This is a genomic window from Mycobacterium sp. SVM_VP21, from assembly GCA_024758765.1.
Taxonomy (GTDB): Bacteria; Actinomycetota; Actinomycetes; order Mycobacteriales; family Mycobacteriaceae; genus Mycobacterium; species Mycobacterium heraklionense_C.
On the sequence record CP101406.1, the window covers coordinates 2,415,120 to 2,436,085 of the forward strand.

A 20,966-nucleotide genomic window follows, 5' to 3' on the forward strand; every position below is an offset into this window, starting at 1 on the left:
TGTTCGCGCCAACTTTACCGACCGGACGTGGCTAGAGCCACACGGTGATTCGTCACATCGCGAATTCCGTGGAATTCCTCAGCTTTCGGTTTCGATGGTGACCGGAATCGGCTCATAGCTGGGCCGGGCCGGCGGCTCGTCGCCGCCACCGCCTCCGCCGGGCGAGCCGGGGTCGGGCGGGCGGGGCGCCCCACCGTGCGGGTCGGCCTCTCCGACCACTGCGCGGATCACTTCGTACAGCGCGACGCTGTGCTCGGCGACGATGGTGAGCAGCGGATGTTCTTCCCCGGTTACCAGCGCCGCCAGCGCGCACACCGGGCACCACACCTGTTGACATTTGCCGGGGCCGTCCCCCGAGGAGGCCGCCAGCAGCGCCGCGGCGCGCACCGCAGGGTCGAGTCGATCCAGGATCGCTTGGGCAAGCTTGCGCAGCTCGGGCCCGAGCTCACCCAAGTCGGGGTGCGCGCCAGCGTTCAACGTCGCACCTCCTCGTCGCCAGTCACCGGCCACACATTCGGATCCGGCCGGAAGCGCACCGTCAATTCGCTGCCGCGCAGCGTTGCGTCCACGACCGTGCAGCGCCGCAGCACCGACGCCAACCGAACCCGGCGTCGGGTGCCACCTGCACCGATGATCAGATCATCTCCGGATCGCCCCAGGCTCAGCGCACCGGAATCGACCTGGGGTAACTCTAGCCGTAGTCGATACACCGCCCCCAGCCCGGAACCGGACTCCCGATCGACCACCGGCCGGACCGGACCGGGAGGCGCCGATCCGTCGCGGCGGCGGCTGTTCGCGAGCAGATCGCCCAGTGCTTTGGGGCCGATCGGCTCCCCCGCCAGGTGCGGGACCAGCACCATCGCCACATCACCGATGGCCCGGTCGACCTCGTCGAGGACACCGCTCTGTTCCCTGATCCGTTCGGCGTACCAGTCGAACGCCGGGTGGGCCGGCAGGTTGGTGTAGACGTACGAATCGTCCTGCAACAAAATCTGATTGACGATCAGCTCTGCCACCCGCACGCCGGTCAGTGACAAGGCTCCCAGCGTCCGGACGGCTTCGGCGGCCACGACGCGCTCGGCGGTCAGCACCAGGTGCGCGGCGACCGTCGTCTCATCGGTCAGTCGCTCGGCAAGCCGCTCGGCGGCGCCGCTGATTCGCTCGATCAACTCGACCAATGCCGTCGACCGGGGATCCTCTGTTCCACTGAGCCGACGGTGCCGCGGCCAGGACCGCTCGGCGTAGAGCGCCACCGTCGCCGGCAGCGTCAGCATCCGCATCGCATCAGCGGTAGACGCACAGTCGACGACGACCCGGTCCCATCGCCCACTGTCCGCGAGTTCGCCGACCTCGTGCAGGCCCAACACCTCCTGAACACCGGGAAGCGCCGAAAGCTCTTCGGGCGCAACGCTACCCAGATCAGATTCCGGGAACCGCGCGGCTAGGACATCGACCACGCCCACCCAGTGCCGCTCAAGCAGGGCCAGCGTGTCCAGTGCCAGCACGTCCAGGCAGCCGACTCCCGCTCCGGCGTCGTCGATGTCCACCGAGATGGGGTCTCGGCCACCGCTGGGGGGCACCTGCAGTCCGAGCACATCCCCGACCGAATGGGCCTGGTCGGTGGAGATCAACAACACCCGGTCTCCGGCGCATGCCAGCGAGACCGCGGTCGCCGCCGCACACGTGGACTTGCCTACGCCGCCCTTGCCGACGAACAGACTGATCGCAGCCACTGGGAGCGCTGTCGGCGTTCCTGCCTGAGGCGGGCTCACTCAGCCTCTGCTCGCTTCTTCAGGTCCTTCAGCGCAGTGTCGGTCAGCCGCCGCTCCGCCTTGCGCTTGAGCAGGCCGATCATCGGAATCATCAGATCCACCGACAATTCGTACAGGACCTCGGTTCCGGATCCCTTGGACGTCAGGCGATATTCACCGTCGAGGGCCTTCAGCAGGGAACTCGACGCCAACGACCAGCGCACCGAGCGGTGGTCCGCCGACCAGTCGTAGTCCAGCACCATGGTGTCTTTGAGCACGGCCGCGTCGAGTACCAGCCGCGCCACCTTCGGGTAACCGTCGGCATCGGTTTCGAGCACTTCGGCCTCGGTGTACTCCGAGACCCAGTCGGGGTAAGCGCCGATGTCGGCGATCACCTTCATCACCGTGTCCGGATCCGCCGCGATGTAGATCGTCTGAGCTGTCTTATCCGCCACGTACTTACTTCCCTAACTCGCTCGCGCCTGCCGCCGGCCCTCGGCAGAGACGGTACCTCGCCGGTCCCGGCGAAGCCGGGTCAACTTACGGCGATCGGAGGGACCCCCACCGGCCGGGAACGCTCAAGGCGGTCCTTGACTTCGAAGGCCATCCGCTTGCCGGCCACCCGGCGGCGATGGTTCAGCTTCGCCAGGTTCAGCCGGGCCAGCTGCCGGCCGCTCACACCGGTGGGTTCAGCATGCAGGAAATAGTGCAGCAGCACGCCGTCGAGCATCGGCTCCAGCCAGATCTCCATGGTGCCGGTCAGCGGGCCGCTCACGGTCCACCGCATGCCCTTGTCAGCACGGTCCTCGACCACCTGGAGCTGCAGGTCGGGCCACCACCGCTGCCAGCTCGAACGATCGGCGACAGCCGCCCCGACCTGCTCGCCGGATGCGGCGACGAACGTCTCGTCGGCGACCTGGATACTGTTCATGGCCCGCAAGCGTATCGAACGGGTTTGCTGCATGTTCGCCGCCGCCCGTCTCGGGCGGCGCTATCGCGCCCACCGCTCAAGCAGGAAGTCCGCGCAGCGCTCGCCCAGCATGATAGATGGCGCGTTGGTGTTGGCCCGCGGAATTCTCGGCAGGGCCGACGCATCGGCGACCCGCAGGTTCTCCACCCCCCGGACTCGCAGCACGGCATCGAGTGCACTGTCGGGTTCGGCGCCCATTGCGACACTGCAGGCCGAATGGTAGGTGGTGACGGCGGTTGTCCTGACGTAGTCATCGAGGTCGGCACCGGGGCCGGGCAAGAGTTCGCGTTGGACGGCCGATGCGATCGGTTCGGTGGCCATAATGTCCCGGCTGCGCTCGATAGCACGAGCCAGTGCGCGCACATCGTCGGGCTCGGCGAGCAGATTCAGCCGGACGGCCGGCGGGACGGTCGGGTCTGCGGAACGGATCATGACGCTGCCGCGACTCTTGGGTGTCCAATAGGACTGGCCGATCGCCACGGTGGGACGCATTCTCCGGGTGCCGGGCTCGGCGAGCGGATCGGCAGGAATGCACATCAGCTGAAAATCGCAGGCGGGAAGGTCGGCCGCCGACCGGATATGCGCAACCGCTTCGACTCCGTTGCTGGTCAATTTGCCGGTCCGAGTGAACAACCACTGCAGCAGCCATCTCGGATTGGTGATGTCGGACAGGCCGCGGTGGCCCGGGGCAGGATCCCAAATGGCCCAGGTGTGGGGGTGATCGGTGACACCCTGCCCGATCCGGGAACTGTCGACGAGCGGGGTTACTCCCACGGCGCGGAGACGATCGGCGGGGCCGATGCCCGACAGTTGCAGCAGCTGCGGAGTGCCGAACACGCCGGCACTCACGACCACCTCATGGTCGGCGATCACCTGATGGACGCGGCCCCGGCGGCGGTACTCGACGCCGACCGCACGACCATTCCGAATGATCACCCGATGGACGTCGGCTTTGGTGACCACGCGCAGATTGCGCTGGCCGTTCAGGTAACCGCGCGGCGTGCTCCACCGCTGTCCGTTGTGGACGTTCACCGGGCTGAGCGCCGCCCCCTCAAGCGCGGGTCCGCTGACGTCATCGTTGGCAGCGATCCCCGCGGCCCGGGCCGCTGCGACAAATCGCTGGGACAGTTCATCGGGGTACGCAGTCCGAGTGACCCGCATCGACCCGTCTTCGATACGCGCGAACACCGGCGCCACGTCGGCCCAGCCCCACCCGGGCAGCTGCCAGCCGTCGTAGTCGAGGTCGCTGCCTTTGACCCAGACCAGCGCGTTCATCGCGCTCGTGCCGCCCAGGACACGACCGCGGTGCTGCACGATCCGCCGGTCTGCGCACCCGGATTCCGGTTCGGTCTCGTACCCCCAATCCAGGGCCGTCCCGTACTGGGAAGGACTGGCCGCCGGCGCCCGCACCGCCAATCTCCGGTCCGAGCCGCCCGATTCGATCAGCAACACCGTCGCCGCGGACTGCGTCGAAAGTCGGCCGGCAACCGCGCACCCGGCCGAGCCGGCACCCACAACAACGAAGTCGTATGAGGTCTCCATGGAATCTCCGCCTCCTGTCGAGGGCCGCGACCGATGATCAGCCTGGAAAACATCCTTCCGGTGGCTGAACCATCCGGCGGGGATTTTGCCGATGCGCCCCCGGACTGAGCCGCAACGTGAACACCGTCACGGTCGTCTTCAGGGGCCGACTAGGCTGTAGCGGATCGACACCCAGGTTGGCAAGAGAGGTCATCGCAATGCGTGAGTTCAGTGTTCCCGCGCCGTTCACCGTCGAGGAGCACGACAACGTCGCCGCGGTCGTCTTCGAGCACGAGCGCAACAGCCCCGACTTCGTCATCTACCAGCGGTTGGTCGACGGGGCCTGGACCGACGTCACCTGTGCAGAAGCCGCCGCGCAGATCCGTTCGGCCGCGCTGGGCCTGATCAGCCAGGGTGTGGCGGCCGGCGACCGGGTGGTCATCTTCTCGGCAACCCGCTACGAGTGGGCCATTCTGGACTACGCGATCCTGTCCATCGGTGCGGTGACCGTTCCGATCTACGAGACGTCGTCGGCCGAGCAGGTCCGCTGGGTCATGCAGGACTCCAGCGCGGTCGTGGCGTTCACCGAGACCGACGCCCACGCCCAGATTGTCAACGAACTCGCCGGCGACCTGCCGTCACTGCGGCGGGTATTTACCATCGACGGCTCGGACACCCCGGCACTTGATGAGCTCGCCGCGGCCGGCGCCGGCCAGGATCCGGCACAGGTCACCGCGCGCCTCGACGCGTTGCGGGCCACCGACCCGGCGACGCTGATCTACACCTCGGGCACCACCGGACGCCCCAAGGGCTGCGAGCTCACCCACTCCAACCTCATCCACGAGGTCCGCGGCACCCAGGCCGCACTGCCGACCCTGATGACTTCCGGCCAGCGCCTGCTGGTCTTCCTGCCGCTGGCCCACGTGTTGGCTCGCGCCCTGAGCATCGCGGGCTTCGCCAACAAGGTCACGATCGGATTCACCAGCGACATCAAGAACCTGGTGCCGATGTTCTCGGTGTTCAAGCCGACTGTGGTGGTGTCGGTGCCGCGGGTGTTCGAGAAGGTGTACAACACCGCCGCCCAAAACGCCGCCAACGACGGCAAGGGCCGCATCTTCGAGATGGCGGCCCAGACCGCGGTGGACTGGAGTGAGGCCACCGAACGCGGCGGCCCCGGCCTGTTGCTGCGCGCCAAGCACGCCTTGTTCGACAAGCTGGTGTACCACAAGCTGCGTACCGCGCTGGGGGGCAACTGCCGCGCCTCGGTCTCCGGCGGAGCACCGCTGGGCGAACGGCTGGGCCACTTCTACCGCGGCGTCGGACTGTCTATCTACGAGGGCTACGGGCTGACCGAGACCACTGCCGCCATCACCGTCAACCCGGTCGGCGGCATGAAGGTCGGGACCGTCGGAAAGCTCGTGCCCGGCAACAGCATGCGCATCGCCGAGGACGGTGAACTGCTGGTGCGCGGCGGCGTGGTCTTCAGCGGCTACTGGCAGAACGAGCAGGCCACCGCCGACGCGTTCACCGACGGCTGGTTCCGCACCGGCGACCTGGCCGCCATCGACGACGAGGGCTACCTGAAGATCACCGGCCGCAAGAAGGAGATCATCGTGACCGCGGGCGGCAAAAACGTCGCCCCCGCGGTGCTCGAGGACCAGCTGCGGTCGCACCCGCTGATCAGCCAGGCGATGGTCGTCGGCGACGCCAAGCCGTTCATCGGCGCACTGATCACCATCGACCCCGAGGCTATCGAGGGCTGGAAGCAGCGCAACAGCAAGGCCAGCACCGCGACCCCAGCGGACCTGGCGACCGACCCGGATCTGATCGCCGAGGTGGACGCGGCCGTCAAGCATGCCAATCTGGCTGTCTCGCACGCCGAGTCGATCCGCAAGTTCCAGATCCTGCCGGTCGACTTCACCGAAGCCACCGGCGAGCTGACCCCCACGATGAAGGTCAAGCGCAACGTGGTCGCGGAGAAGTTCGCCGACGCCATCGAAGCGATCTACGCCAAGGGCTGAGCTAGCTGCGCCGAGTGTGCGGAATCGTCGGCCGAACGGCCTTGCCCATCAAAACGCACACTCGCGGCACCTCAGGCTTGCAGCAGGTCGGCCATGCGTCCGGCCAGGGTGTCCCAGCGCCAGTGGCCGGTCGCCCAATCGCGTCCAGCCGCACCCATCGCGGCGGCCCGATCGGGGTCGGCGAGCAATCCGGCGACGGCGTCAGCAATCTGCCGTACAGCCCGGCCGTCGACCACCAGGCCAGTCCGGTTGTGCAGGACGGTTTCGGGTGCGCCGCCCGAGTCGCCGGCAACCACCGGGACCCCGGCCGCCGACGCCTCCAGGAACACGATACCCAGTCCCTCCACGTCAAGCCCGGCACCGCGGGTGCGGCACGGCATCGCGAACACATCGCCGAGCAGGTAGTGGGCCGGCAGTTCGGCGGCTGGTACACCACCGGTGAAGGTCACCGCATCGGCGACCCCGCACTCGCCGGCCAGCTTGTGCAACGTCTCGGCGTAGGGTCCACCGCCGACGATCACCAGCGCAGCCCCGTCCACGCGTTGCCGAATCGCCGGCAGCGCCCGAATCAGCATGTCCTGGCCCTTGCGGGGCACCAGCCGCGATACGCAGACCACGGTCGGACGCTCACCCAGCCCGTGCCGGGCCCGCAATTCGGCGCGGGCACTCGGGTCCGGGCGGAACCGGTCGGTGTCCACTCCGGGAGGCAGGTGCTCCAGCGCGGCGTCGGGGCCGAACGCCGAGGCGAACCGGCCGCAGGTGTAGTGGCTGACGAAGGTGACGGTGTCGCAGGAGTCGCCGATCCGGCGCAACACCGAGCGGGCACCGGGCAACATCGACCAGCCCACCTCGTGGCCGTGCGTGCTGGCCACCACCCGGGTGGCACCGGCAGAGCGCGCCCGCTGCGCCTCCAACGCCAGCGGGGCGGCCGCACCGAACCAGACGGTCTGGGCCCCCTGGTCGGCGATGAGCCGGCGCATCCGGGAGTCGACGCCCGGCCCCGGCACCATCAGCGTGCCGGGATGGCGCACCACCTGGTAGCCGACCGATTTCGCAGCGTCATCGAAAGCGTCCGCGCCCTTCCACCGGGGCGCGTACACCGTCACGTCGTGGCGCCCACTACCGGCGATACGGCGCACCAGCTCTTCCAGGTAGCACTGGATGCCGCCGGGACGCGGCGGAAAATCATTGGTTACCAGCAGGACCCGGCTCACCCGTGGGATGCTAGCGCGATGACGATGCGGGCCGCCCGCGGCCCGAAGAGAAATCGCGCCATCAGGCACAGCGCGATGACGATGCGGGCCGCCCGCGGCCCGAAGAGAAATCGCGCCATCAGGCACAGCGCGATGACGATGCGGGCCGCCCGCGGCCCGATAAGGAATCGCGCCATCTAGGCTAACGGCCGGCGGCGACGGGCACCGGAATCTGCGCCGGCGACAGAGGGAGGACGGCTGTGACCAGCCGCGTGGTCAATGCGCAAACCACCTCGCGATCGCAGGTGGCGGCCTGGGCGCTGTGGGACTGCGGCGCGACGGGTGTCAATGCAGTCGTGGGCACCTTCGTCTTCTCCGTGTACCTGACCGGACAGGTCGGCGCGGGGCTGCCCGGCGCCACGACGCCGGCAAGCTGGCTGGGCAAGGCGCTGACCGTCGCGGGGCTGCTCGTCGCGCTCTTGGCTCCCGTGATCGGGGTCTGGGTCAACGCCCCGCAACGTCGCCGCGCCGCACTCGCGGTGTTCACCGGCCTGGTGGTGGTGCTGACCGCGGCGATGAGCCTCATCGATGACGACTATCACTATCTTGGGTTCGGACTGGCGCTGCTAGCCTGCGCCGCGGTATGCAGCGACCTGGCAACGGTGCCCTACAACGCCGTGCTGGGCCAGCTGTCCACACCGCAGAATTCCGGCAGGATCTCAGGAATCGGCTCGGCCTCAGGCTTTTTCGGCAGTGTGCTGTTGCTGCTGGTCCTCTATGTCGGTTTCATCGCCGGCGATGGTGACACCCGCGGCCTGTTCGGTCTCTCCGTCGACCACGGCCAGTACATCCGGGTGGCGATGCTGGTGGCCGCAGGTTGGCTGATCGTGTTCGCCGCTCCCCTGCTCTTTCTGGTGCGTACTCCGCCGACCACCGAGCCGGCACCGGTGGCCGGGCTCGTCAGCGCCTACCGCACGCTGTGGCAGGAGATCAAGGCCGAGTGGCGTCGCGACCACAACGTCATCTACTACCTGCTGGCCAGCGCGGTGTTTCGTGATGGGCTCACCGGGATCTTCGCGTTCGGCGCGGTGCTCGGTGTCAGCGTGTACGGCGTATCGCAAGCCGACGTGCTGATCTTCGGCGTCTGCGTCAGCATCGTCGCCGCGGTGGGCGCGGTGGTGGGCGGCCGGCTCGCCGACCGCGCCGGTCCCAAGCCCGTCATCATCGGCTCGCTGGCCGCCATGGTCGCGGTCGGGCTGACCCTGCTGACCGCCTCCGGGCCAGTGGCGTTCTGGATCTGCGGGCTGTTGCTCTGCCTTTTCGTCGGTCCGATTCTGGCGTCCGCCAGGGCGCTGATGCTGCGCATGTCCGCACCGGGCAAGGAGGGAGTGGCCTTCGGCCTCTACACCACCGCCGGACGCGCCGCATCATTCCTGGCGCCCTGGATGTTCTTCACCTTTGTCGATCTGTTCGGCACCGACCGGGCCGGAATGGGTGGGCTGTGTGTGGTCCTGGTGGCAGGCCTGATCGCCATGGTCGCCGTTCGGGCACCCCGCGAGGCGTCCTAGTCCATGTGGCTGACGGTGCTGGTGATGGCATTTGCCGTGAGCCTCGAACCGTTCCGTATTGGTATGACGGTGTTGATGCTGAACCGGCCGCGGCCGGTGCTGCAACTGTCCGCGTTCCTGATCGGCGGCTTCGCAATGGGGATGACCGTGGGGCTGGTCGTCTTGTTCGTCCTACGCCGCCGTCTACTCGGCTCGACCTATGTCACCTTGCCCCATGTTCAGATCCTGATCGGGGCGCTGGCGCTGTTGGCCGCCGCCGCGGTGGCCACCAAGGACAGGTGGTCGCGCCGAGCCACGCCGACGAGGCCCGTCCAGCGCCTGTTGCGCAGCAGCTCGCCGTGGGTTGCGGCGGCGGCCGGCTTGGGGATCGCGTTGCCCTCGGTGGACTACCTGGCCGCTCTTGCCGTGATCTTGGCCTCCGGTGCCGCGGTCACCGCGCAGGTCGGGGCGTTGCTGATGTTCCACGTCGTCGCATTCGCACTGATCGAGATCCCGCTGCTGGCATATGTATTCGCGCCGAAGCAGACGCAGGCGGCGATCACCACGGTCAACGACTGGATTCGGTCACGTCGCCGCGTCGAGGTCGCCACCCTGCTCGCCGTCGTCGGCAGCCTGTTGCTCGCCGCCGGCATCATCAGTCGCTGACGGTGTCGGGGGCTGACCTGCCGGCGATTCGGCGTCCGGCAGCTGGGCGGCGAGGTACTCACCGAGGCCCCCGATCGTCGGATAATCGAAGACCGCAGTCGCGTTGATGGTGAACGCGCCACCGAACTGGCTGTGCAATCGGTTACGCAGTTCGACCGCCATCAGCGAATCCGTGCCCAGATCCAGGAACCGACTGGTTGCGGCCGGCGGCTGCGCCAAGCGCAGGAACCCCTGAACTTCGCGCTGCAAGAATTCGGTGATGAAATCGGCCCGCTGCGCCACGGGTATCTCCTGTAGTTGCCGCAGCAACTCGGCGTCGCCGGCGCTGTCCCCCGCGGTGCTCGGCAGCACCAGATCCAGAATCGGCGGACGGGAACTGCCCAACACCTTCGCCGCGCGCTGCCAGTTCGCCTTGAGGATGGTCGCCTGAGCGCATCCGCTGGCGACGACGGCGGCGAGCGCACCAAGAGCAGCCGAGGGCTCCAGCGGAACGAGCCCTTGCGCACCGATATTGGCGCGTGCTGCCTCCGACGAGGCCATCCCGCCCTGTCCCCAGGGCCCGAAGTTGACCCCGGTAGCCGGCAGGCCCCGCGCCTGGCGCTGCGCGACCAGCCCGTCGAGGAACGCATTGGCGGTCGAATAGTTGGCCTGCCCCGGCGATCCGAGCAAGCTGGACACCGACGAGGACACGATGAAGAAATCCAGGGCGTCGTCTCGAGTCAGGCGGTCCAAGTGCCCGGCACCGAAAGCCTTGGGCGCCAATACCGTCTGGAAGCGCTCCCAACTCTGCTGGGACAGCAGCGCATCGTCGAGCACACCCGCCAGATGCGCGACGCCGGCCAGCGGAGGCAACTCGGTGCGGATTCGCTCCAGCAGCCGTGCCACCTCGGATTCGTCGCCGACATCGGCCGTGACGGTGTGGACGCGGCACTTGTAGCGGTCGGTGATCTCGTCAATGGCCCGCTGCGCGTCGGCATCGGGTGTACGCCGACTGCTCAGCACGATGTCTCCGGCGCCGAGTTGAGCCAGATGCGCCGCCAGATGCAGGCCGATCGCGCCGAGGCCACCGGTGATCAGATAGGTCCGGTCACCGTGCGGCTGCAGCGGCGCGGGCATCTGCACCACGATTTTGCCGATGTGCCGCGCCTGCTGCATGCGACGGAACGCGGTCTTGGCTTCGGTCAGCGGATAGATCTCGGCGGGCAATGGCGTCCATTCACCCTTGGCCAAGCCGTCGGATACCTCACCGAGCAGGGAGCGGATGCGGTCGGGTTCGGTGAACATCACGGTATCCAACGCGACGATCTCGTAGGCGATGTCGGGGCGGGCCTCGGCCATCTGTTCCGGAGTCCAGATGTCTCGCTTGGCGATCTCGGCGAAACGCCCGCCCTGTGCCGTCGCCCGCAGGGTCGCCTCGATGAAGCCTTCGTTGGTCAGGCTGTTGAGCACCACATCCACGCCGGCGCCGTCGGTATCCGCAAGGATCTGGTCAGCGAAATCGGTTGTCCGCGAGTCATAGACATGCTTCACGCCGAGCTTGCGCAGCGTCTCCCGCTTGAAGGTGCTCGCCGTCGCGTACACCTCGGCACCATGCTGCTGGGCCATTTGGATAGCGGCCAGCCCGACACCACCGCTGGCGGCATGGATGAGCACCTTGTCGCCGGGATTCAGCTTCGCCCAGTCGAATGAAAGCCGAACCGTAAGCGCCGCAGCCGGAATCGTCGCGGCCTGCACCGCGCTCACCCCGTCGGGGATCGGCGCCACGAACTGGGCCGGTACGGCGAACCGGGTGGCGAAAGCGCCCTGCATGGAGCCGTAGACACGTTGGCCCACCTCGAGTCCGGTCACCCCGTCGCCAAGTGCGGTGACGACGCCGGCAAAGTCGCCACCGACGGGGCCCGGATCGCCCGGGTACAGGCCCAACACATTGAGCACGTCCCGGAAATTCAACCCGGCGGCCTCCACCCGGACCTGCACATAGCCGGCGTCGGGTGGCGCCACCTCGACCTCGGCCAGCCGCAGGTTGTCGATCGCGCCGCGCTCGGTGGGAGCTAGGGCATAGTCGGCGCCGCGCGGTACCGCGAGATGCCCGCTGCGCGACCACTGCAGAAGCCGGGGCGCCAAGTACTTTCCTTGCCGCAGCGCAATTTCCGATTCGGCCATCGGCGTCGCCAGCAGACCCGCCAAGGACACGACGGCCTCCGCGGATCCGTCGTGATCGAGCAATCTGCAGTGCAGGGCCGGCTCTTCGTTGACGATGGTGCGCCCAAGTCCCCACAACGCCGCCTGGACCGGATCCACCGGCTCGCCGGATTCGGTAGCGACCGCTCGCTCGGTGATGAGCCACAGGCCGCCGGGCAGCTTGACGGCCCCCTCCCCCTGTAGCGCGTGTACGGCGCCGAGCAGGTCATCGATCTCGCACTGTAGCCGTGCCGCGGCCTCGGCACCGGACTCATCGGCCGTCGGTCGGCTGGCACGCCAGACGATTCCGGCGAACGACAACCCGCGTTGGTGCGCCTGCATTACGAGCTGCCCCATAGGCTCCGGGTCGGTCTTGCGGTCCCAGGAGATGCAGCCTGGAAGTTGGGCCGCCAACTCGTCGAATCCCGCGATCAACCAGGTGCCGCCGGCCGTTGCGGCCTCCTCGACCGGCCGCGGCGCCGGCACCTCGTGCCAGCCGAGGCTGTACAGCAGCCGAGTGCTGTCACCGCCGAGCCCGCGCAACAGCGCTTCACGGGGCGCGCGTTTGACCGTGAATTCCCGGATCCCGCCGAGGCGGCGGTTGTCTCGGTCCACGAAGTCGAGATCGAAGACCTGGGTTTCACTGTCGAGAGCGCTGGCGTGCCATCGGGCGCGGCAATAGAACCGCCGCGGCATCTTCGCGGCCAACGTCACCTGCCCGTACCGCAGCGGCAGGAAAAGATCGTGCACCCCCTGCTCGGCTGCCAGCAGCGCGGGGAACGCCGGGAACGCCACCCCGGTGCACAGATCGAGCAGCACGGGATGCATGGGCTCTGTGCCCAAGTGTTCGGCGAGTTCGGCGCCGACGGTGATATCGCCGATCGCCTCGCCCTCGCCGAGCCACAGCGATTTCAGGCAACCCGACCAGCTGGGTCCCCACGCCAGTTCCATGTCGGCGAAAGTCTCGAACAGCTCCTGCGGCCGCATGCGTTCCAGGCGTTCGATGGCCACATCGACCGGATCCGCCAAGTCGGATTCCGGCTCGGCTTCGCTGCCGGCGATACCGGAGACCACCACGCCGTCGGCGTTCAACGCCCATTCGGCGTCCCGGACGCCGTAAGGACGGCTGTGCACCTGGAAGCTCCAGGACTCCCCGTTCTCCGCGCCCCCGTCACGCGGGTGCAGGGTCAGTTGGACTTCCCGAGAACTCTTCTCCGCCAGGATGATCGGTTCGTAGAAGAACACCTCCTGCACCCGGGCCGGCGGACCGACCGCCGCCAGAGCCATCGCCGCATACGTTGCGCCCGGGACGACGACGGTGCCATAGATGACGTGGTCGGCCAGCCAAGGCTGCGACTTGACCGACAGCCTGCTGGTGTACACCGAGTCACCGGATGCAAGATCCTTGGTGCTGCCGAGAATTCCCGAAACAACGGGGCCGTCGACCGTGACGCCCGACGACCGGGGCCAAAAACGCCGGCGCTGGAACGGATAAGTGGGCAGCTCCATCCGGTGGGAGGGCCGGTGCGCCAGTGCGTCGAAGTTCGGCCGATGACCACTGACATAGGCCGCGGCCAGCGCTTCGGCAATCTGACGCCGGTCGCCGACGCCCTTGCGCAACGACACGATCGCACGTGGCGCAGCCAGGTGCTCCGGCCAGACCTGCACCGCGTTGCCGGTCAGTACCGGTTGCGGCCCAATCTCCATCAGCACCGAACATCCCAGTCCAGCCACGGTCCGCACGCTTTCGGCGAACTGGACCGGCTGACGGGAATGCCGGCGCCAATACTGTGCGTCCAGCGGCGTTTCGGCCATGAGCACCGACCCGGTGCGGTTGCAGACCAGCGGCAACGTCGGCACAGCGAACTGCAACTGCTGCGCATACGATTCGAATTCGCCGAGCACCGGGTCCAACAGCTCTGAGTGGAAGGCGTGGCTGGTATGCAGCCAGCTGCAGCGGACTCCTTCCTCCCCGAACGCGGCGACGATCTTCTCCAGGTCCGCTCCCGGACCCGAGAGCACGGTATTGGGCCCGTTGTAGGCCGCAATCGACACTCGCGGAAACTCATTGACAACGACTTCGATGGGGTTGGCGTCGGCGAACACCGCGACCATCCGCCCGCCTTCCGGCAGGCTCCCGAACAGCCTGCCCCGCTCGGCCATCAGCCGTGCTCCGTCCTCGAGACTGAAGACGCCAGCCACACACGCCGCCGCGTACTGGCCCACACTGTGCCCCAGCACCACATCGGGCTCGATGCCCCACGACTTCCATAGCCGGGCCAGTCCCATCTCGACCGCGAAAAGTGCCGGTTGAGCAAATGACGTGTGCTGCAACAACTCCGCTGTGTCGCGGTCGGTCGCGAACAGCACGTCGAGCAATGGACGCGGCAGCATCCCTGCGACCGCATCGGCACACTGCGTCACGGTGTCGGCGAAAACCGGCTCAGCGTCGAACAGTTCGCGGGCCATTCCCGGATGCTGACTGCCCTGGCCGGTGAACAGCCACGCCGTCGTGGGCCGATCGCCGCACTCCCCGCGCACCACGCCGGGACGCAGCCGATTCTCGGCCAAGTCGGTCAAGCCGTCAGCGGCACTGCGGACCGACTCCACGACCAGGGCTGCTCGATGCTCGAAATGCGAGCGCCCGGTCCCGGCCGTCCGGCAGACATCGGCGATGTCGACATCTGGGTGGGTGTCCAACCAGGATCGATACCGTTGCACCAGCACCGCCAGCGCCTCGGGCGAGCGCGCCGACAGCGCCAGCACGTTGGCCGACTCCCCGGAGTCCTCCGGTCTCGGCGCGATCGCAGCGTGGTCGCCGGAGTGTTCCGGCGGGGACGGCGCCTCCTCGATCAGCACGTGCGCGTTGGTACCGGTGAATCCGAAAGAACTCACGCCCGCGCGGCGCGGTCTGCCATTGGTCTGCCATGGCATCGGCTTATCGACAACCCGAATCGGCAACGAGTCCCACGGGATATGCGGCGAAGGCTTGTCGAAGTGCAGGCTGGCCGGCAGCATTCCGTGCTGCAACGACAGCACGACCTTGATCAGACCGGCTGCCCCTGAAGCTGATTCGAGGTGACCGATGTTGGTCTTCACCGAACCCATCAACAGCGGCCGATCCGCGTCCCGACCGGCGCCGTAAACGGCTCCTGCTGCCTGCACCTCGATCGGGTCCCCCAGCGGGGTGCCCGTTCCGTGCGCCTCGAGGTAGTCGACATCGCCCCCGATCAGCCCGGCGCGGGCCAATGCCGTGCCGATCAATCGCTGCTGCGCACCACCGTTGGGAACCGTCAGACCACTGGAGGCGCCGTCCTGATTGGTCGCGCTACTCGGGATGACCGCGGCAACCCGGTCGCCGTCGCGCACCGCATCACCCAGGCGCTTGAGCACCAGAACGCCGCAGCCCTCACTGCGCACATATCCGTCGGCGGTCGCATCGAAGGTCTTGCATCGCCCGACCGGGGAAAGCATCCTGGCGCGCGAGGCGGCGATCACGGTGACCGGGCTGAGCAACACGTTCACGCCGCCGGCCACCGCCAGATCGCAGTCGCCGGAGCGCAACGCCAGGCAGGCCTGATGAACGGCCACCAACGACGAACTGCAGGCAGTGTCGAGCGCCACGGCCGGGCCTTCCAGCCCGAGCGCGAAGGCCACCCGACCGGAGATGGCATTGAGCGCGTTGCCGGTGATGAAGTAAGGCTCAATCTTGTCGACCGGCTCCGCCGACAGCAGGTGTGCGTATTCATTGGCGGCCACGCCGGTGAAGACACCGGTTCGGCTGCCGCGCAACGTTGCCGGTGCATAGCCTGCCCGTTCGAAACCCTCCCAGACGGTTTCCAGCATCAGCCGCTGTTGCGGCTCGATCCAGACCGCCTCGCGTGGGGAGATGCCGAAAAACTCCGGATCGAACTCGTCGATCCCGTCGATGAATCCGCCGAAGCGACTGTAGATCTTGCCCGGGGCTTCGGGGTCGGGGTCGTAGAACTCGTCGATGTCGAACCGGTCTTCCGGTACCTCCCGGATCGCATCGACGCCTCCGGACAGCAACTCCCAGAATGCTTCCGGATCGGGTGCACCGGGGAACCTACACGACACCGCGACGATCGCGATCGGCTCGTCGGTGGCGGTCGACTGTACCGAGGCCGGCTGGGTCCGTGCCTTGGACGAGGACTGTTCGCTGAGCTCGAGAACGTCGCCGAGCAGGTAGTCCACCACGTCGGACAGCCGCGGGTAGTCCATGGCCAGGGTGGCCGGTATCTCGCTGCCGACCCCCTGTTCGATGCGCTGCCGCAGTTCGACAGCCATCAGCGAGTCCATCCCGAGGTCAAAGAATCCTGCGTCCTCGCGGATCTCGGTCGGGTCGACACGCGTCACCTCGGCTACCGCACCGCGAAGGTAGTCCGACAGAAGCTTTCTGCGCTGCTGCACCGGGGCGGTTGTCAGCCGCTCGACCAGTTCGGTCTTCCCGGAGCGAGTCGCCGACGGTGCCGTCCCCGTGAGGTGACTGGGCACCTCACGTTCGAGTTCCGCCAGGAACGGGCGCCGGCCGGCCTGCTGGTAGAGCGGCAGGAACTTCGCCCAGTCGACCCGCGCCACGACGCCCTGTGCGGGCCCTGGCGCCGACCCCCGCCCCAACGACGCCGCGATCACATCGGCCATCCCGGTCAGGGCGTCGGCCGGGGACAGTGTCGCGATACCACGCTTGCCCAGCCGGACGCGCGACTCCTCGTCGGCCATGCCCACCGACCAGGGCCCGAAGTTCACACTGATCCCCGGTATGCCCCGCTCACGCAAGCGCCAGGCCAGCCCGTCTAAGAAGGCGTTGGCCGCACCGTAGGCACTCTGACCGAATCCGCCCCACACCGAGGCGATCGAGGACGTGCAGACGAAGAAGTCCAGCGCAAGATCCGCTGTGGCTTCACTCAGCTGCCATGCCCCCCAAACCTTTCCGGCGAAGACACGATCGATTTCGGCTTGATGCGATTCGGCGTCCAGCGCGCCCAGCGGGTTGGTGGCGATCTCTCCCGCAGCGTGGACGATGCCGGTCAACGGCGGGAGTTCGGCCTGCACGGTTGCCAACAGCCTCGCGACGTCGTGTGCGTCGGCAACGTCGGCCGCGATCGCCCGCACTGCGCACCCGTACTGTTCGCGCACCGCATCGATGCGCTGTTGGGTGGCGTCGCCGGGCGCGTGTCGACCGGTCAGCACCAGCTGCCGGGCACCGTGCGCCGCCAGGAATGCCGCGGTCTCCAGCCCGATCGAACCCAGCCCACCGGTCACCAGATACGTTGCGTCCTCGCGCAATGTCAGCGGTGCCGGGTTGGGCTCGCCTGCGCGGCGAATCAACCGGGGCGCATAGGCGGTGTCGTCACGCAGCGCGATCTGGTCTTCTCGGCGACCGCAGTCTGCCGGCCCCACGATCTGGTCGATCAACCTTGACCACTGGTCGGGGCCGGTCGAACTCAGATCCGCCAGCCCGCCCCACAGGTGCGGATGCTCCAGGGAGGCAGCCCGCCAAAAACCCCAGAGGCAGCTCTGCTCCGGTGCCACGACGTCGGTGTCGGTGACTCGCTGGCCATCGCGGGTAACCACCCAGATGGGGCAGCGCAGTTCGGCTGAGACCGCCGCGGCCACAAGCCTGCGGGTGCCCCCGAGCACCCGGTGCTGCATGCGCGCCAGCGAGCGCGCCCCCGACGCCGCGGAGTCCAGGGCAGCGACGTGCACGATTCGCAGGTCCGGTTGGTCAGCCGCTGCGACGCGCAGCACCGCCACGAGTTCTTCCTGGTCGCCGTCGGATCCCGGCAACCCGATCGCCTGATGCCGATACCCACGCGTGGTCAGCGCAGTGATAAGGGGCTCAAGCGCACCCGGATCATCGCCGACGACAAGCCAGGTGGATCCGTCGGATTCGTCGGTGCCCACCTCTGGCGTCGGGTACGCCTGCCACTGGATCTCATAGCGCGCATCCGAGATCGACCGGGTCTTGCGCTGCTGGTTGTGTTGCGCGGCAAGCTTTGTCAGTACCTTGCACGTCTGTTGATCGTCACCCGAATCGCCGAGTAAGGCCGCGAGCTCCTGAATCCGGCCGTCCTCGAGGAGGCGGACGGCTTCGGTGCTGGCAGCGAGGTGCTGTTGCTGGCTGGGCCGCTCCCGCTGGTCGCGGAACCAGTATTCACGGTGTTCGAACGGATAGGTCGGTAGGTCGACCTTGCGCGCGTGCGACGGTCGAACAGCGCCGAAGTCGGGCACGTGGCCCGCCGCGTAGGCCTCGGCGAGGGCTTCGGTGATCTGTCGCTGGTCGGCCGTGTTGCGGCGCAAGGATGCGATCGCCCGCGGCACCGTGGCCGGGTCGGGCCATGCGCGCAGCGCCGCGGCACTGAGCACGGGTTGCGGGCCGATCTCCAGCAGCACTTTGCAGCCGAGATCGGCGAGGGTTCGTACGGTCTTGGCGAACTCCACCGGTTGCCGCGCGTGACGTCGCCAATAGTTGCCGTCCAGCTTCACGCTGCGCCCGACCGCCGAACCGGTGCGGTTGCAGATCAGAATCCGTTCGGGAGGTCGGTAGTCGCACCGATCGGCGTAGGCCTCGAATTCGTCGAGGATCGGATCCAGCAATGCCGAGTGGAACGCATGACTGGTCTCCAGCCAGTCGCACCGGACGCTGTCGGCGGTCAGCTGGGCCACCGCCTGCTCCAGATCGCCAGCAGGACCGGACAACACGGTGTTAGCGCCGTTGTAGGCGGCAATGGATAGAGTCGGGAACTCGTCGGTCAGGCTCTCGGCACGCTCGGCCGCGGTGAACACCGCCACCATCCGGCCGCCCGCCGGCAGACTCCCGAACAATCGGCCGCGCTCGGCCATCAGCCGCGCCCCGTCCTCGAGGCTCACGACACCCGCGACGCAGGCTGCCGAATATTGGCCGACACTGTGGCCGGCAACCACATCAGGCTCGAACCCCCACGACTGCCAGAGCCGCGCCAAGCCCATCTCGACCGCGAACAGTGCCGGCTGAGCGTAGCTGGTCTGCCGCAGGGTTTCTTCGCCATGCAGACCGTCCACGTCGAAAATAACGTCTAACAAGGGCTTTTCGAGAATGTCAGACAACACTTCCGCGCAGCGGCTCAGGGTCTCGGCGAACACCGGCTCGGTGTCGAACAACTCACGCGCCATACCCGGGTACTGGCTGCCCTGACCGGTGAACAGCCATGCCGTTTTCGGGGTGTCGCCGGACACTCCGCGCACCAGACCGGGGGCCGGGCGGTCGTCTGCGAGTGCACCGAGCAACTCTGCGGCGGACTCCGTCGAGTCGACGACCAACGCGGCCCGGTGCTCGAGGTGTGCGCGCCCCACCCCGGCGGTCAAGCACACGTCCGCCAGAGCGGCCTGCGGGTGCGCGCTCAACCAGTTGCGGTAGTCCTCGGCGAGCTTCACCAGTGCGGTGGGCGTGCGGGCAGACAGCGGAAGAATGCGCAACGTGCGCTTGGTGTCGCGCGGACTCGGTGTCACCGCCGGTTCCGCGGGCGGCGCTGGGGCCTCCTCGATGATGACGTGCGCGTTTGTCCCGGCGAACCCGAACGAGCTAACTCCGGCAATGCGGGGTCGCCCGTTGCGTTCCCAGGAGGTGGCCTGCCCAACGACCTGCACGGCAAGCCGCTCCCAGGGGATGTGCGGCGACGGATTCTGGAAATGCAGATGCTGGGGTAGCAGCTCGTTCTCGAGCGCCAAGACGACCTTGAGGACACCTGCGATTCCCGCGGCCGCCTCGAGGTGTCCGATATTGGTCTTCGCCGATCCGATCAACAGCGGCCGGTTCGGGTCGCGACCTTCACCGAGCACTGCCCCGGCGGCCTGCGCCTCGATAGGGTCACCCAGCGATGTTCCGGTCCCGTGCGCTTCCAGGTAGTCGACATCGGCCGGTGCGAGACCGGCACGCCGCAATGCATCAGCGATAACCCGTTGCTGAGCAACGCCGTTCGGCACCGTCAGGCCGCCCGACGCGCCATCCTGGTTGATCGCGCTGCCCCGGATGACAGCACGAATCCGGTCTCCGTCGGAGAGGGCGTCCTCCAGCCGCTTGATGACGATGACGCCGCAGCCCTCACCGCGCACGTAGCCGTCGGCAGCCGCGTCGAATGTCTTGCACCGGCCGTCGGGCGCAAGCATGTGCGCATGCGAGAACGTGACCATGGTCGCCGGGGTGAGCAGAACATTTGCGCCGCCTGCTAGCGCCAGGTCGCATTCCCCCAGGCGCAGTGCCTGGCACGCCTGGTGGATCGCCACCAGTGACGAGCTGCACGCTGTGTCGACGGCGACCGACGGACCCTGCAATCCCAGCCGATAGCTGATCCGTCCAGCCGCGGCGGCGTTGGACGTCCCGATCGCCATGTACGCCTCGATCTCCGGGTAGGCGAGCTCCGCGGATGCCATACCGAGGTAATCGTGGGTCGCCAGACCGACGAACACGCCGGTGTTGCTATTCGCCAAAGCCGTTGGCGCAGTGCCCGAATGCTCCACCGCCCGCCATGCCGTCTCCAGCAGCAGCCGATGCTGCGGGTCGAGCAACCTGGCCTCACGTGTCGAGATGCCGAAGAACGGGGCGTCGAATCCCGTCACATCGTCGACGAAACCTGCCCGACGGGTCACTACCTTGCCCGGTGCACCGGGCTCCGTGTCGAAGAATTCGTCCGCGTCCCAACGGTCGGCGGGCACCTCCGACACCGCATCACGCCCTTGGCGCAACACCTGCCAGAACTCGTCTGCGCCCGCCGCACCCGGAAAACGGGCCGCGTAGCCGACTATCGCGAACCCTGGTGACGACCCTTTCAATTCCCCGACCGATGCCATACGCTGCCTTCCCCTGCCTCGCCGGCCACGATTCGTTCCCCCCCCGCGGCCGGTCCGAATTGCCCACCCAGACTCCCCCGCCATCGACCGGTAGTGCAAGAGCTGTGAGCGGATCCCTGGCAAACTCGGTGGACTTCGCCCAGGTGGGAGCGGCCGCTGCCCACAATCCGCGCTGGAGGCGTTCACCCGACACGTATCGGAGATCAGCCCGGCGCGTTATCCTGGCCTCGCCGCAGCATGGCCGGGGGGACCAAGCGAGGAGGGGCAGT

General features: G+C 67.8%; 11 protein-coding genes. 3 read left to right on the plus strand and 8 right to left on the minus strand.

The features are described 5' to 3' along the window. Positions 1 to 78: 78 nt before the first annotated feature. The 5 genes from NM962_11105 to NM962_11125 all read right to left on the minus strand — a co-directional run bounded on the left by NM962_11105 (position 79) and on the right by NM962_11125 (position 4,263). Entirely contained in the window at positions 79 to 477 is a 399-nt protein-coding gene (locus NM962_11105) for a hypothetical protein (GenBank protein UVO14482.1), read from the minus strand. Then, positions 474 to 1,733 (minus strand): ArsA family ATPase, encoded by a 1,260-nt coding sequence (locus tag NM962_11110; protein ID UVO14483.1) that lies wholly within the window; start codon positions 1,731 to 1,733, stop codon positions 474 to 476. Before NM962_11110 ends, NM962_11105 begins: the two co-directional genes overlap by 4 nt. 35 nt (positions 1,734 to 1,768) lie before the next feature. Beyond that, positions 1,769 to 2,206, minus strand: coding sequence for an SRPBCC family protein (locus tag NM962_11115; protein ID UVO14484.1), 438 nt, complete (start codon positions 2,204 to 2,206; stop codon positions 1,769 to 1,771). Positions 2,207 to 2,286: 80 nt separating this feature from the next. Then, entirely contained in the window at positions 2,287 to 2,682 is a 396-nt protein-coding gene (locus tag NM962_11120; protein ID UVO14485.1) for a polyketide cyclase / dehydrase and lipid transport, read from the minus strand. Between the two features lie 60 nt (positions 2,683 to 2,742). After that, positions 2,743 to 4,263, minus strand: a complete 1,521-nt coding sequence (locus NM962_11125) for a GMC family oxidoreductase N-terminal domain-containing protein (protein UVO14486.1) — start codon at positions 4,261 to 4,263, stop codon at positions 2,743 to 2,745. Positions 4,264 to 4,460: 197 nt separating this feature from the next. On the opposite strand from NM962_11125, the gene NM962_11130 reads away from it, so the two are divergent. Beyond that, positions 4,461 to 6,263 (plus strand): long-chain fatty acid--CoA ligase, encoded by a 1,803-nt coding sequence (locus NM962_11130; protein UVO14487.1) that lies wholly within the window; start codon positions 4,461 to 4,463, stop codon positions 6,261 to 6,263. A 71-nt stretch (positions 6,264 to 6,334) separates the two neighbouring features. Here the strand turns inward: NM962_11130 and NM962_11135 are convergent, their stop codons facing one another. Both NM962_11135 and NM962_11140 read right to left on the minus strand, forming a co-directional pair. Beyond that, positions 6,335 to 7,477 (minus strand): glycosyltransferase family 4 protein, encoded by a 1,143-nt coding sequence (locus NM962_11135; GenBank protein UVO14488.1) that lies wholly within the window; start codon positions 7,475 to 7,477, stop codon positions 6,335 to 6,337. Next, positions 7,474 to 7,653 (minus strand): hypothetical protein, encoded by a 180-nt coding sequence (locus NM962_11140; GenBank protein ID UVO14489.1) that lies wholly within the window; start codon positions 7,651 to 7,653, stop codon positions 7,474 to 7,476. The genes NM962_11135 and NM962_11140 overlap by 4 nt, the downstream gene beginning before the upstream one ends. 63 nt (positions 7,654 to 7,716) lie before the next feature. Between NM962_11140 and NM962_11145 the strand changes: the two genes are divergently transcribed. Continuing rightward, the gene (locus NM962_11145) at positions 7,717 to 9,024 is read left to right on the plus strand and encodes an MFS transporter (protein UVO14490.1); all 1,308 of its coding nucleotides are present in this window, start codon (positions 7,717 to 7,719) and stop codon (positions 9,022 to 9,024) included. Between the two features lie 3 nt (positions 9,025 to 9,027). Continuing rightward, complete coding sequence (locus tag NM962_11150) at positions 9,028 to 9,669, plus strand: GAP family protein (protein ID UVO14491.1); 642 nt, start codon at positions 9,028 to 9,030, stop codon at positions 9,667 to 9,669. Here NM962_11150 and NM962_11155 read toward each other — a convergent pair. Next, positions 9,589 to 20,697, minus strand: coding sequence for an SDR family NAD(P)-dependent oxidoreductase (locus NM962_11155; protein UVO14492.1), 11,109 nt, complete (start codon positions 20,695 to 20,697; stop codon positions 9,589 to 9,591). The genes NM962_11150 and NM962_11155 overlap by 81 nt on opposite strands. Between the last annotated feature and the right edge of the window lie 269 nt (positions 20,698 to 20,966).

Bases quoted from the DNA above. Each gene is read 5' to 3' on its own strand.
- NM962_11155 (UVO14492.1), bottom strand. From the start codon at position 20,697: ATGGCATCGGTCGGGGAATTGAAAGGGTCGTCACCAGGGTTCGCGATA.
- NM962_11120 (UVO14485.1), bottom strand. From the start codon at position 2,682: ATGAACAGTATCCAGGTCGCCGACGAGACGTTCGTCGCCGCATCCGGC.
- NM962_11130 (UVO14487.1), top strand. From the start codon at position 4,461: ATGCGTGAGTTCAGTGTTCCCGCGCCGTTCACCGTCGAGGAGCACGAC.
- NM962_11140 (UVO14489.1), bottom strand. From the start codon at position 7,653: ATGGCGCGATTCCTTATCGGGCCGCGGGCGGCCCGCATCGTCATCGCG.
- NM962_11125 (UVO14486.1), bottom strand. From the start codon at position 4,263: ATGGAGACCTCATACGACTTCGTTGTTGTGGGTGCCGGCTCGGCCGGG.
- NM962_11150 (UVO14491.1), top strand. From the start codon at position 9,028: ATGTGGCTGACGGTGCTGGTGATGGCATTTGCCGTGAGCCTCGAACCG.